The organism is Agrobacterium sp. GD03872 (assembly GCF_029840625.1).
Classification (GTDB): domain Bacteria; phylum Pseudomonadota; class Alphaproteobacteria; order Rhizobiales; family Rhizobiaceae; genus Agrobacterium; species Agrobacterium fabrum_A.
Genome location: NZ_JAOCCY010000002.1, coordinates 444,053 through 456,497, shown reverse-complemented (window position 1 = coordinate 456,497; position 12,445 = coordinate 444,053). Strand labels below are relative to the sequence as shown.

The 12,445-nt window shown below is 61.6% G+C and carries 12 protein-coding genes; 6 read left to right on the top strand and 6 right to left on the bottom strand.

Annotated features, from left to right (window positions below; translation table 11 throughout):
- Positions 1-20: 20 nt before the first annotated feature.
- Complete coding sequence (locus N5D22_RS06200) at positions 21-446, bottom strand: Hsp20 family protein (RefSeq protein WP_279654815.1); 426 nt, start codon at positions 444-446, stop codon at positions 21-23.
- Between the two features lie 206 nt (positions 447-652).
- Between N5D22_RS06200 and N5D22_RS06195 the strand changes: the two genes are divergently transcribed.
- Positions 653-1,597: a nucleoside hydrolase gene (locus tag N5D22_RS06195; protein WP_279654814.1), complete on the top strand. Its 945-nt coding sequence runs from the start codon at positions 653-655 to the stop codon at positions 1,595-1,597.
- 70 nt (positions 1,598-1,667) lie between these two features.
- Here the strand turns inward: N5D22_RS06195 and N5D22_RS06190 are convergent, their stop codons facing one another.
- Together N5D22_RS06190 and N5D22_RS06185 are read right to left on the bottom strand one after the other, a co-directional pair.
- Positions 1,668-4,001, bottom strand: a complete 2,334-nt coding sequence (locus N5D22_RS06190; RefSeq protein ID WP_279702614.1) for a methyl-accepting chemotaxis protein — start codon at positions 3,999-4,001, stop codon at positions 1,668-1,670.
- Between the two features lie 165 nt (positions 4,002-4,166).
- Entirely contained in the window at positions 4,167-5,027 is an 861-nt protein-coding gene (locus N5D22_RS06185; RefSeq protein WP_279655045.1) for an LOG family protein, read from the bottom strand.
- Positions 5,028-5,171: 144 nt separating this feature from the next.
- On the opposite strand from N5D22_RS06185, the gene dapD reads away from it, so the two are divergent.
- From dapD to N5D22_RS06170, 3 genes are read left to right on the top strand one after another with little or no spacing between them, the layout of a single operon-like run.
- On the top strand, positions 5,172-6,026 hold the full coding sequence (gene dapD / locus N5D22_RS06180; protein ID WP_003520045.1) for a 2,3,4,5-tetrahydropyridine-2,6-dicarboxylate N-succinyltransferase: 855 nt from the start codon (positions 5,172-5,174) through the stop codon (positions 6,024-6,026).
- Between the two features lie 15 nt (positions 6,027-6,041).
- Positions 6,042-7,238 carry a succinyl-diaminopimelate desuccinylase gene (gene dapE / locus N5D22_RS06175; RefSeq protein WP_279654812.1) on the top strand — a complete coding sequence of 399 codons (1,197 nt, stop codon included), beginning with the start codon at positions 6,042-6,044 and terminating at the stop codon, positions 7,236-7,238.
- Positions 7,222-7,818, top strand: coding sequence for a hypothetical protein (locus tag N5D22_RS06170; protein ID WP_003520047.1), 597 nt, complete (start codon positions 7,222-7,224; stop codon positions 7,816-7,818). The genes dapE and N5D22_RS06170 overlap by 17 nt, the downstream gene beginning before the upstream one ends.
- Before the next feature lie 22 nt (positions 7,819-7,840).
- On the opposite strand, the gene truA is transcribed toward N5D22_RS06170, so the two are convergent.
- The 3 genes from truA to def are packed head-to-tail and all read right to left on the bottom strand — an operon-like array spanning position 7,841 to position 10,137.
- The gene (gene truA, locus N5D22_RS06165) at positions 7,841-8,644 is read right to left on the bottom strand and encodes a tRNA pseudouridine(38-40) synthase TruA (RefSeq protein ID WP_279654811.1); all 804 of its coding nucleotides are present in this window, start codon (positions 8,642-8,644) and stop codon (positions 7,841-7,843) included.
- Entirely contained in the window at positions 8,644-9,579 is a 936-nt protein-coding gene (gene fmt, locus N5D22_RS06160) for a methionyl-tRNA formyltransferase (RefSeq protein ID WP_279654810.1), read from the bottom strand. The genes truA and fmt overlap by 1 nt, the downstream gene beginning before the upstream one ends.
- A 45-nt stretch (positions 9,580-9,624) precedes the next feature.
- The gene (gene def / locus N5D22_RS06155; protein WP_279654809.1) at positions 9,625-10,137 is read right to left on the bottom strand and encodes a peptide deformylase; all 513 of its coding nucleotides are present in this window, start codon (positions 10,135-10,137) and stop codon (positions 9,625-9,627) included.
- A 148-nt stretch (positions 10,138-10,285) separates the two neighbouring features.
- On the opposite strand from def, the gene N5D22_RS06150 reads away from it, so the two are divergent.
- Positions 10,286-11,479 (top strand): DNA recombination protein RmuC, encoded by a 1,194-nt coding sequence (locus N5D22_RS06150; RefSeq protein WP_279654808.1) that lies wholly within the window; start codon positions 10,286-10,288, stop codon positions 11,477-11,479.
- A 54-nt stretch (positions 11,480-11,533) separates the two neighbouring features.
- Positions 11,534-12,433, top strand: coding sequence for a ribokinase (locus tag N5D22_RS06145; protein WP_279654807.1), 900 nt, complete (start codon positions 11,534-11,536; stop codon positions 12,431-12,433).
- The last annotated feature ends 12 nt before the right edge of the window (positions 12,434-12,445 follow it).

Genomic DNA, 12,445 nt, shown 5'->3' with positions numbered 1-12,445 from the left:
CCGATTCCGGCGTTCACGTTCTACTCTGAGACGGAAATATTAATTTTCTTCACCACGTTTGAAATTTCGGGCCGAACCAGATCGATGGAAAGAAGGCCGTTGCGCATACACGCTTCCCGAACCTGCATGCCATCGGCAAGCACGAAAACCCGCTGGAACTGGCGTGCCGCGATGCCGCGATAAAGGAAATCCCGCTTTTCCTGCTCCTGCTGACGGCCGCGAATGACGAGCTGGTTATCGGCCGTCGTCACATCCAGATCGTCCTGCGAAAAACCGGCGACCGCGATGGTGATGCGCAGGCGCTCCGGCACATCTTCGGCGCCCGGCAGGCGCTCTATGTTGTAGGGAGGATAGCCGTCATTGGCCTTCGCCATGCGCTCCAGCGTTTTTTCCATGGCATCAAAACCCAGCAAAAGCGGGTGGGTGAATGGCGTCATGCGGCTCATATCTCTTCTGTCCTTGCAACCAAGCGACGTTTCGCGGTCCCGCTTCCGGCAACCTTGCCGGTCAATTGCACCGGCACAGGCAATATGGGAAGCCAAGCCGCGTTGCGCAAGGCGGAACACCGGGCAAAGGCGAGGCGGAGGAATGAGGCTTGACAAGTGAGCACCCGCCGCTCGAAAAAAGCGCTCATCTCAACGGCGGGCAAGACATGGCAGAACGCAGAAAAATCATCATCGACACCGATCCGGGCCAGGACGACGCGGCGGCAATCATGCTCGCTTTCGCAAGCCCGGAGGAAATCGACATTCTCGGATTGTGCGCCGTCGCCGGCAACGTTCCGCTGAAGCTGACCAGCCGCAACATCCGCATCATCTGCGAATTGTGCGGACGCACCGATGTTCCCGTCTATGAGGGCGCCGAGAAGCCGCTGGTGCGCAAGCCCATCACCGCCGAGCACGTTCACGGCAGCACCGGCCTCGACGGCCCGGTTCTCGATGAGCCGACCATGGAGGCGCAAAAGCAGCACGCGGTCGATTTCATCATCGAAACGGTGATGCGGGAACCCGCCGGCACCGTGACGCTCTGCACGCTCGGCGCGCTGACCAATGTGGCGCTGGCGCTGCTGAAGGCGCCTGAGATTGCCGACCGCGTCAAGGAACTGGTGATGATGGGCGGCGGCTTTTTCGAGGGCGGCAACATCACGCCGGCGGCGGAATTCAACATCTATGTCGATCCACAGGCCGCCGACATCGTGTTCCGGTCCGGCATGCCTGTTGTCATGATGCCGCTCGACGTCACCCACAAGCTCCTTACCACCAAGGAGCGGGTCAGCCGCATCCGCGACATCGGCACACGCCCTGCCATCGCCATGGCGGAAATGCTGGAATTCTTTGAACGTTTCGACATCGAGAAATACGGTTCGGATGGCGGTCCGCTGCATGATCCGAGCGTCATTGCCTATCTCATCAAGCCCGAACTGTTTCAGGGCCGCGAGTGCAATGTCGAGATCGAGGTCCATTCCGAGCTGACCATGGGCATGACGGTGGTGGACTGGTGGCGCGTGACGGAACGTCCCGCCAATGCCCGCGTGATGCGCAATGTGGATGCGGACGGTTTCTTCGAGTTGCTCACGGAACGTTTCGCCCGCCTGTGACGGAACACAGTCAAGAAAAAGGGGCCGCTGGCGATACCAGCGGCCCCTTTTGTTTTGCGGCAATGGCGCGTCAGAATTCCGTCCAGTCATCCTGCGCCAGCGCGTTTGCGCCGCTGGTTCTTGGACGCGCGCGCGGCGCGGCCGGGCGACCCGATGCCTGCGCCGGAGCGGCGGGCGCGCGCATCGCCGCAGCGGTGGCGCGCAATTGCTGGCTGGAATGGCCGCCGGAGACGGAGAAACCGGCAACGAGTGATTTCAGCGTTTCGGCTTCGCTGTTCAGCGTCACGCTGGCCGCCGTGGTTTCCTCCACCATCGCCGCATTCTGCTGGGTGACCTGATCCATCTGGGTAACGGCGGAATTGATCTCCTTCAGGCCTACCGCCTGCTCGCTGGCCGAAGCCGATATCTGCCGTATCAGCTGGTTGATCTGCAGGACCTGATCGGCGATTTTCTTCATCGTCTCGCCAGCCTTACCGACCAGCTGAACACCTTCGCCCACCTGGGTGGCGGAGGTGTTGATGAGGCCTTTGATCTCCTTGGCCGCAGTCGCGGAACGTTGCGCCAGTTCACGCACTTCCTGTGCGACGACAGCGAAGCCCTTGCCGGCATCACCGGCGCGGGCGGCTTCCACGCCGGCATTCAGCGCCAGAAGATTGGTCTGGAAGGCGATTTCGTCGATCACGCCGATGATGCGGGAAATTTCCGCCGAGGATTGCGCGATGCCTTGCATGGAATTCACCGCCTGCTGCACGACCTCGCCCGACTTGCCGGCGTCATCGCAGGCATGGCTGACGGCTCCGGCCGCTTCTGCGGCGTTTTCCGCGCTGGAATTGACCTGCGCGGTGAGTTCGTTAAGGGCGGCAGCAGTTTCTTCGAGGCTTGCGGCCTGCTGTTCCGTGCGGTGGGAAAGATCGCTGGCGGCGCGGGTGATCTCACCGGTGCCGTTGCCGATACTGACGACGGTTGCGTTGACCGTTGAAACGGTTTCCTCGAGGCTGGCGAGCGCCAGGTTGAAGTCGGCGCGCAGTTTCGCATATTCGCCCGGGAATTCGTCTTCGATACGGTAGGTCAGATTGCCCTGCGAAAGCGCATTGAGGCCGGCGCCCAGCACGCCAACAATGTGCTGCTGCATGCGGCTGTTCTCATTGCGCTCGAATTCGGACCGCTGGCGTTCCGTCTCGGCGTGGCCGCGCTGGGCGGAGGCTTCGGCCTCCATTTCGCGAATGCCGGCAAGCTTCGCGCGAAAACCTTCCAGCGCCGTTGCAACGGCGCCCGTTTCATCCCGACGGTCCTGCCCGGATACGGGCACGTCATAACGTCTATCGCTAAGGGTACGGACATCGGAAACCAGCGAGGCGAGCGGGTTGCCGACAAAATGCCGGACAGCGAAATAAAGCGCGGAAATGACGGCGGCGAGAATGACGATCGCGCCGATGATCATCATATAGGTCTGTTCCTGCACGGGCGCGTTCAGGGCCTGATGGGGAATATCCACCAGCACAACCCAGGTCGCATTGAGGCCGGGAACGGCGAAGGGATAGACGAGACGGTTATAGGGCGCGTCCGTATCAAGTCCGAGATTTTCGATGAGACCCTGCTTGCCGGAGGTAATGGCAGCCTGGACGGTGCCTGCGCCTTCTCCGTCATAGGCCTTCATGTTCTGTTCGGGTGTCGGCGGCACCAGCCACTGGCCGCCCTGCGACACGAGCGTCACGCGGCCGGTCTCGAAAGGATGCAGCGCCTGCAGCTTCTGCGACAGCGAGGCCAGCGAAATATCGACGCCCGCCACGCCGATCATCTTGCCGTCAGACATGACGGGATAGGCGAGCGACGTCATGGTTGTCGGCACTTCCGTGCCTTCGGCGAGATAAGGCTGGGTGATGGCGCCCTTGCCGGATTTGGCGGCAAGCGAATACCATTCCGCGGCATAGTCATTCTTGAAGGTCGAAAACTGGATGTCGCCCTTCTGGGTCTTCGACCAGTAGGGAGCGAAGGCGCCGGTCGCATTGGTGCCGAGATCGAGCCTGTTGGCGATCTCCGTCGTCTGGCCGTCAAACAGCCCGAGCTGCTCACAGAACCAGCTTCCGAAAGCGAAGGCATTCTGTTCGACATTGGCCTTGAGGATGTTGACGATGCCGGGGCGATCCATCGATTTGGCCTGATGCGCGCGGCCGATGACGCCGGCCATGGAGCGTGCGGCGCTGCCGAGTTCACCGACATCGGCGGCGATCACGTTGGCGATGGCGCGCGCCTCGGTATTGGCCTGCTCCATGGTCAGCGCATGGACGCGTTCGCTGGTCTGGGAAATGAGAAAGGAATTCGATGCGACAAGAACCGTGGTGATGGCACAGCCGGTCACAAGGATAAGCTTGGTCGCAAGCGACTTCACTTGGAGATTGAACATTTTGGCCTCGATCAAATCGTCCGCCCGAAAAGGCGACGGCAACGGATGAAAATCTCCGTCATGGAGGCCCGTCCACATGGGACAGTGCGCTGCAGCGCGACGGGGCAAAATTAGAAGATCTTTGCTAATTAAGCCCTAAAATTACATCGCCGCGCCAAGCATAAATCAGTGTTCGTAATGGGCCGAGATGATTTTCCATGCATCGTCGGCCGTTTCGGCGAAATGCAGAAGGTCCATATCTTCAGGTGCGATGGTGCCGAAATCCGCCAGGAACTCGAAATTGATCACCGATCGCCAGAATTTTTCGCCGAACAGGATGAGCGGAATGGGCTCCATGCGCTTCGTCTGGATCAGGGTCAGCGCTTCGAACAATTCGTCCAGCGTGCCGAAGCCGCCGGGGAAGATCACCACCGCTTTCGCCCGCATCAGGAAATGCATCTTGCGAATGGCGAAATAGTGGAAGTTGAAGCTCAGCTCCGGCGTCACATAGGGGTTCGGCGCCTGCTCGTGCGGCAGGACGATGTTGAGGCCGATGGACGGGCCGCCGGCATCGGCAGCGCCGCGATTGCCCGCCTCCATGACGCCCGGACCGCCGCCGGTGACCACGACATATTCGAGGTGGTCGGATTTCGCGGCATAGTCGGTGCAGAGACGGGCGAATTTGCGCGCCTCATCGTAATAGACCGAGGATTGTTCCAGATTGCGCTTCTGCGTCTCGTTGCGCGCCGCCCAGGCCTCGCCGCCGGGTTCGGGAATACGGGCGCCGCCGAACATCACGACGGTGGATTTGATGCCGCGCTCGGTGAGAGCCATTTCCGTCTTCAGAAGTTCCAGCTGCAGCCTGACGGGGCGCAATTCCTCACGGCAGAGGAAATCCATGTCCACATAGGCGAGCCGATAGGACGGGGAATCCGACTGCGGCGTCTTTTGAACGACCTCGGCCTGCTGCTTGTCCACGGCGCTGCGCTTTAACGGGTCCCATACTCCGTCCTTGCGCCGCAACTTGCCGTTCTTCAGTCGTGTCATTTCCATGCCTTTCGTCTGACGCGCCAAATCACCCAAATCACATTGACGCCTTTCCAACACTCCCTTAGATCAAATGACCAAAGCCTTCCAGCGGCGCGGGACCATCCGTGACCACGAACACCACGCGACTTTAAGGAATTTTCCATGAGCCTTACGGATCTCACCTCCCTCGAAACCATCATCGAAACAGCGTTCGACAACCGCGATGGTGTGAACGTATCGACGAAGGGCGAGGTTCGCGACGCCGTGGACACATCTCTTCAACTTCTCGATAGCGGCAAGGCGCGCGTGGCTGAAAAGCAGGCGGACGGAAGCTGGAAGGTGAACCAGTGGCTGAAAAAGGCCGTGCTCCTCTCCTTCCGCCTGAACGACATGGAGATCGTCACCGGCGGGCCAGGCGAATCCACCTGGTGGGACAAGGTGCCGTCGAAATTCGAAAACTGGGGTGAAAACCAGTTCCGCGCCGCCGGCTTCCGCGCCGTGCCGAATGCCGTGGTGCGCCGCTCCGCCTATGTCGCCAAGAACGTGGTGCTGATGCCCTCCTTCGTCAATCTCGGCGCCTATGTCGATGAAGGCACGATGGTCGATACCTGGGCAACCGTCGGCTCCTGCGCGCAGATCGGCAAGAATGTGCACCTCTCCGGCGGCGTCGGCATCGGCGGCGTTCTGGAGCCGCTGCAGGCAGGCCCGACCATCATCGAGGACAATTGCTTCATTGGCGCCCGTTCGGAAGTCGTCGAAGGCTGCATCGTGCGCGAAGGCGCGGTTCTCGGCATGGGCGTCTTCATCGGCAAGTCCACCAAGATCGTTGACCGCGCCACGGGCGAGATCACCTATGGCGAAGTACCGCCCTACTCCGTCGTCGTCGCCGGCACCATGCCGGGCAAGCCTTTCCCGAATGGCGAACCGGGCCCGAGCCTCTATTGCGCCGTGATCGTCAAGCGCGTCGATGAAAAGACCCGCTCCAAGACCGGCATCAACGAGCTTCTGCGCGACTGATATAAAGCGACTGCCATGACCACGACCGATCCCGTTGCCAATCTCGCCGCCCTCATCCGTTGCCCTTCGGTGACGCCTGCGGAAGGCGGCGCGCTTTCCCTGCTCGACACCCTGCTTTCGCCGCTTGGTTTCCAGGTGGACAGGATGGTGGCGAGCGAGGCGGGAACGCCTGACGTGGAGAACCTTTACGCCCGGCTCGGCACCGAAGGTCCGCATCTGATGTTTGCGGGCCATACGGATGTCGTTCCTGTCGGCGATGAGGCCGCATGGAGCCATCCGCCCTTTGCGGCTGAAATCGCCGGCGGCGAAATGTTCGGCCGCGGTGCCGTGGACATGAAGGGCGGCATCGCCTGTTTCGTTGCCGCCATTGCCCGCCATATCGAAAAATACGGCAAGCCGCAGGGCTCCGTTTCTTTCCTGATTACAGGCGACGAGGAAGGCCCGTCGATCAACGGCACCTCCAAGCTGCTGGAATGGGCAGCCGCCAAGGGCGAGACATGGGACGCCTGCGTGGTGGGCGAGCCGACCAATCCCGACCAACTTGGCGACATGATCAAGATCGGCCGCCGGGGATCGCTTTCCGGCCGCATCACGGTCCACGGCGTTCAGGGCCATGCCGCTTATCCGCATCTCGCCGACAATCCCATTCGCGGGCTGCTGCAGCTGACCCATGCGCTGATGCATCCGCCCTTCGATCACGGCACCGACAATTTCCAGCCTTCCAATCTGGAAGTGACGACCGTCGATACCGGTAATACCGCCACCAATGTGATCCCGGCGCGGGCGACGGCCTCCTTCAACATCCGTTTCAACGATACGTGGACTGCGGAGAGCCTGCGCGCGGAAATCGTCCACCGCCTCGATGCCGCCGCAGCGGAAGGCGAGCTGCGCCCCGACCGTGCGCCGGTGAAATACGATATCGTCTGGGCCGACCGCCCGGCTCATGTCTTTCTTACCCGGAACAATGCTCTCATCTCGTCGCTGTCAGGCGCGGTGGAAGCCGTGACGGGCAAGGAACCCAAGCTTTCGACCACCGGCGGCACCTCGGATGCGCGTTTCATCAAGGATTATTGCCCGGTGGTGGAATTCGGCCTCGTCGGGCAGACCATGCATATGGTCGATGAGCGTGTGGCCGTTGCCGATCTCGAAACGCTGACGCGCATTTACGAGACCTTTATCGAACGCTGGTTCGCCCATGCCGACGGCAAGTGAAATAAGGCTCTATCTGACGGGCCTGTGGCTTCTGCTGCTCGGCGACCATAATGGCGCACGTTATCTGGATCTCTCCGAACGCGGCATGTGGCGGTCCTTCTATTCCGCCCTCTGGTGCCTGCCGGCCATGCTGGTTTCCTGGCTGTGGCTGCGCGCCGCCTTCCTCGCCAGCTATCCGCCCGGCACCGGAACGGGCTTCATCTTCTTCTTCCGTCTGGCGATGGTCGAGGCCATCTGCTGGATCGTGCCGCTGCTGTTGATCGGCATGCTGCTCTTTGCCTTTGGCGCACGGGAAAAATTCGCGCCGCTCGTCACCACCATGAACTGGCTGTCGCTGCCTTTTTCCTACGCCTATGCGGTTCTGATCCTGATCGCATTCTTCCTGCCGCCCTTGCAGGGGCTGATCGCCATTCTCTGGCTGGCGCTGCTTCTGTCGCTGGTCTTCGCCTTCTCGCGGATCGTGCGGTTCTTCATCCGCGACCAGTCGCTGCTCGTCTCGGCCATCGTCATGACGCTGCTGGTGCCCGGCATGCTTCTATCGGAAGCGCTGCAGCGTTTTCTCGGCGTTTATCCGGCCTGAGAACCGGCGTGGGTTTTAGCGGTCAGTCTGCGTCCTCAGCCATATCGGATTCAGGGTACCTGCGACGCGGCGGAATGACGTCGGGATAATCGACCTGCATGAAATAAAGACCATCCGGTGGTGCGACAGGGCCGCAGGCCTTGCGATTCCGCGCTTCCAGTGCGGCGCGCACATCCTCCGGCGTCATTGTCCCTTCGCCTGCGAGTTTCAGCGTGCCGGCGAAGGAACGTATCTGGTTGTGCAGAAAGCTCTGCGCCGTCGCACGTATCTCGATGAGATCGCCGGTGCGCGTCACATCCAGCCGGTCGAGCGTGCGCACGGGGCTGTTCGCCTGACAATGCACGGAGCGGAAGGTAGTGAAATCATGCCGGCCGACGAGCATCTGGGCGGCTTCATGCATGCGCTCATGGTCCATGTCCTTCGACACCCACCATGCCCGCTTGTGCTCCAGCGCTAGCCGGGCCTTACGGCAAATGATGCGGTAAAGGTAGTGCCGACGAAGGGCGGAAAACCGGGCGTCGAAATCCTCGGTCACGGAAGCGGCGTCGAGGACGGCCACGGCTTCACCCGCCATGGCGAGATGCGCATTGAGGGCGTTGCGAAGCTTGTAGGGCTCCCAGTCTCGGGAAAGATCGACGTGGACGACCTGCCCGACGGCATGCACGCCGGAATCGGTGCGGCCGGCGCCGCGAATGGAGACGCTCTCTCCCGTCAACGAGCGAACCGCAGCCTCCAGCGCACCCTGAACCGACGGGCCGTTATCCTGCCTCTGCCAGCCATAATAAGGCGTGCCGTCATATTCGACGGTCATGCGGAAACGTGGCATCAGCCGAGCCTCGTTGTGGTCGGAACGGGTGTGCCGCGCACGAAATCGGCCGCCGACATCGGCTTGCCGCCCGCCTTCTGCAGACGGGTGAGCCGCACGGCGCCGCTGCCGCAGGCAATGGTAAGGGCGTCATCGAGCGCCGCTCCCGCTTCCCCCATGCCGCTTGCCAGTTCGGAGGCCAGAACCTTCACGCGCTCCGCCTTGCCGCCTATGTCCATCTCCAGCCATGCGCCGGGAAAAGGCGAAAGGCCGCGAATGTGATTATGCACGTCCCGCGCCGGCCTCGAAAAATCGATGCGGGTCTCGCCCTTGTCGATCTTCGCGGCGTAGAGAACGCCCTCCTCCGCCTGCGTGACGAGCGGCAGGTCGCCGGCTTCCAGCTTGTCCATCGCCTGCCGCATCAGCCGCGCGCCTGTCAGCATCAGGCTGTCGTGCAGCTCGCCGGCGGTCATGTTCTCATCGATGGCGACCTTGGCGGTCAGCGCTACGGGGCCGGTATCCAAGCCCTTTTCCATTTTCATGACCATCATGCCGGTTTCAGCATCGCCAGCCATGATCGCCCGCTGGATGGGGGCGGCACCGCGCCAGCGCGGCAGCAGCGAGGCGTGGCCGTTATAACAGCCAAGGCGCGTGCCGGAGAGGATCGCCTCTGGCAGCAGCAGCCCGTAAGCCACGACAACCGCCACATCGGCATTGAATTCCCGGAACTGCTGGCGGTCTTCCTCTGCCTTGAAGTTCACCGGCGTCAGCACAGGCAGGCCCAACAATTCGGCGGCCTGATGCACCGGGGACTTCTGCAGATCGAGGCCACGACGGCCGCCGGGACGCGGCGGCTGGGTGTAGACCGCAACGATCTCGTGGCCGGCCTCCACCAGTGCACGCAGGGTGGGAACGGAAAAATCCGGCGTACCCATAAAAATGATGCGAAGAGCCATCGTCGCCCCCTGCCCTGTCGTCCATTCCGGTCCAGAGAGGACGGATCAGATCTTTGCGCGGGCCGCTTTCGTGAATTTCTTGATGACCATGTCGCGCTTCAGCCGCGAAATATGGTCGATGAAGAGAACGCCGTTCAGGTGATCGATCTCGTGCTGCAGACAGGTCGCGAGCAGACCATCCGCCTCGACCGTCTGCTGCTTGCCGTCGCGGCCGACATATTGCACCGTGAGCGATGCGGGACGCTCAACCTCGGCGTAATAATCGGGGATGGAGAGGCAGCCTTCCTCATAGGTCGAGATATCGTCCGACACCTTGAGGATTTCCGGATTGATGAAGACGATAGGGGTCTTTTCCTCGCCTTCACGCGCAACGTCGATCACCAGCATGCGGCGCGGCACGCCGATCTGAATGGCGGCAAGGCCGATACCCGGCGCATCATACATGGTTTCCAGCATGTCGTCGGCAAGACGCAGCACCTCGGCATCCACCTTTTCGATGGGCTTCGATTGCTGGCGCAGCACGGGATCGGGCAAAATGATAAGCGGTTTGATGGTCATGGCTTCCCATAACGTATCTCTTGCGCGGAGGGAATAAAAAACACGAGGTTCAAACCGCCGCCGGCATGCGCCCCGCCCGACTCATTTCCGCCGCAGGAATGTTCTTGTTTTGATCTTCCGAATCATTGGAAATCTGCTAGATTTAATCATGAACATAGATTTCTCCGTTCTCCTCGATCCCGCGCTGCGGGCCGGCTCCCTCGATATCAGCTTCGGCGCGCTGCTCGCGGCTCTGGTTTTCGGCCTGGCCACGACCTGGCTGGTGACGGCAAACCGTGCCAAAAAAGCGGGCGCCGACGGTGAGATCTCCGATCTTCTGAAAACACAGTCCGAACTGCATGGCCGGATCGCGGCCATGGCGGAAACGCTCGGCACCCGCCAGACCGAGATGAGCCAGACGCTGAACCAGCGTCTCGACGGCATGTCGCAGCGCCTCGGCGAAACGCTGACGGAACAGACCCGGTCGACGCATGAGAATCTGAGCCGCCTGCAGGAGCGCCTCGCGGTCATCGACGCTGCGCAGGGCAATATCCGGGATCTGGCCAAGGACGTGGTCGGGCTGCAGGCCATCCTTTCCAACAAGCAGACGCGCGGCGCTTTCGGGCAGGCGCGCATGGAGACGCTGATCGCCGACGCCCTTCCCGCCGGCGCTTTCCAGCTTCAGCCGACGCTTTCGAACGGTTATCGCCCGGACTGCACCATCAAGATGCCGAACAATGCACCGCCGCTTGTGATCGACGCCAAGTTTCCGCTGGAGGCCTGGAACGCCATCAAAGCGGATGAGACGCCGGAAACCAGACGCGCCGCCGTGCAGCAGTTTCGCCGCGATATGGAAGTGCATATTCGCGACGTGGCCGAGAAATATCTCATTCGCGGCGAAACGCAGGATACGGCATTCATCTTCGTGCCATCCGAATCGATCTTCGCCGATATTCACCAGCATTTCGAATATCTGGTGCAGCGCGCCCACCGCGCCCGTGTCGTCATCGTGTCGCCGTCGCTCCTGATGCTGTCGGTGCAGGTCATCCAGTCCGTGCTCAAGGATCAGCGGATGCGCGAGCAGGCGCATCTCATTCAGGGGGAAGTGGCATTGCTTATGGACGATGTGCGGCGGCTGGACGACCGGACGCGCAAGCTGCAAGCGCATTTCGGGCTGGCGCAGAAGGACGTGGACATGATGCTGATCTCCTCCGACAAAGTGCTGGCGCGCGGCCAGAAGATCGAAGGTCTCGATTTTTCACCGACGGAAAAAGAGGCCCCGCATGGAGAAATCGAGCAGGCGCGTCGCTTTGCCGAAAACAGAGCCGGGGCGGCCAAATTACGGGTAGTTGACGACGAGTGATCGTCTCGGGCAAAGTCGCGGCCTTGCTCAAATTTCATATGGACCCAGCGCCCCATGATTACTGTTTTCGGCTCCATCAACATGGACCTCGTCGCGACTGCCAAACGCCTGCCCAAGCCCGGTGAAACCGTGACAGGGGAGACCTTCTCCACTGCCGCCGGCGGCAAGGGCGCCAATCAGGCGCTGGCTGCGCGGCGGGCAGGCGCCACGGTCAAGATGGCTGGCGCTGCGGGCGATGACACCTTTGCCGCGCCGGCGCTGACCCTGCTGCGCGACGCCGGCACCGATCTGTCCCTGGTCAAGACAGCGCCAGGCCCGACGGGAACGGCGGTGATCCTGATCGGCGAAGGCGGGGAGAACATGATCTCGGTCATTCCCGCCGCCAATGGCGAAGTCTCCGCATCCGACGCAGCAAAAGTCCTGGCGGAAATGTCGGCGGGCGATATTCTGATGCTGCAGTTCGAAATACCGGCGGCAGCCATCGAAGCGGCGCTGACGGCCGCCAAGGCGAAACGCATCACCACCGTCATCAACACAGCACCGCTGACCGCAGACGGTCCGCGACTTGCCGGCCTTGCCGATATCGTCATCGCCAACGAAACCGAGTTCGAGCTGCTGATCGGCAAGAACGGCCTCTCCGGTGCCGAGCGGGAAAGCGAACTCAAGGCCCTGCATGACAGAACCGGCCAGACATTGATCGTGACGCTTGGCGCAGACGGTGTGATCGCCATGCGCAACAGCAAGGTCTACAGGGCTTCGGGCCTCAAGATCGAGCCGGTCGATACTGTCGGTGCGGGCGATACCTTCTGCGGTTATCTCGCCGCCAGTCTCGATCAGGGAATGGATTTCGAAAAGGCGCTGAAACGAGCCGCCGTTGCAGGTTCGCTCGCCTGCACCCGTGCCGGCGCGCAGCCTTCAATTCCGCTGGCAGCGGAAGTGGATGCGGCGCTCTGAGAGATCAGCCGC

Coding starts and splice junctions, on each gene's coding strand:
- N5D22_RS06200 (WP_279654815.1), bottom strand. CDS start 446: ATGAGCCGCATGACGCCATTCACCCACCCGCTTTTGCTGGGTTTTGAT.
- N5D22_RS06195 (WP_279654814.1), top strand. CDS start 653: ATGGCAGAACGCAGAAAAATCATCATCGACACCGATCCGGGCCAGGAC.
- N5D22_RS06190 (WP_279702614.1), bottom strand. CDS start 4,001: ATGTTCAATCTCCAAGTGAAGTCGCTTGCGACCAAGCTTATCCTTGTG.
- N5D22_RS06185 (WP_279655045.1), bottom strand. CDS start 5,027: ATGACACGACTGAAGAACGGCAAGTTGCGGCGCAAGGACGGAGTATGG.
- dapD (WP_003520045.1), top strand. CDS start 5,172: ATGAGCCTTACGGATCTCACCTCCCTCGAAACCATCATCGAAACAGCG.
- dapE (WP_279654812.1), top strand. CDS start 6,042: ATGACCACGACCGATCCCGTTGCCAATCTCGCCGCCCTCATCCGTTGC.
- N5D22_RS06170 (WP_003520047.1), top strand. CDS start 7,222: ATGCCGACGGCAAGTGAAATAAGGCTCTATCTGACGGGCCTGTGGCTT.
- truA (WP_279654811.1), bottom strand. CDS start 8,644: ATGCCACGTTTCCGCATGACCGTCGAATATGACGGCACGCCTTATTAT.
- fmt (WP_279654810.1), bottom strand. CDS start 9,579: ATGGCTCTTCGCATCATTTTTATGGGTACGCCGGATTTTTCCGTTCCC.
- def (WP_279654809.1), bottom strand. CDS start 10,137: ATGACCATCAAACCGCTTATCATTTTGCCCGATCCCGTGCTGCGCCAG.
- N5D22_RS06150 (WP_279654808.1), top strand. CDS start 10,286: ATGAACATAGATTTCTCCGTTCTCCTCGATCCCGCGCTGCGGGCCGGC.
- N5D22_RS06145 (WP_279654807.1), top strand. CDS start 11,534: ATGATTACTGTTTTCGGCTCCATCAACATGGACCTCGTCGCGACTGCC.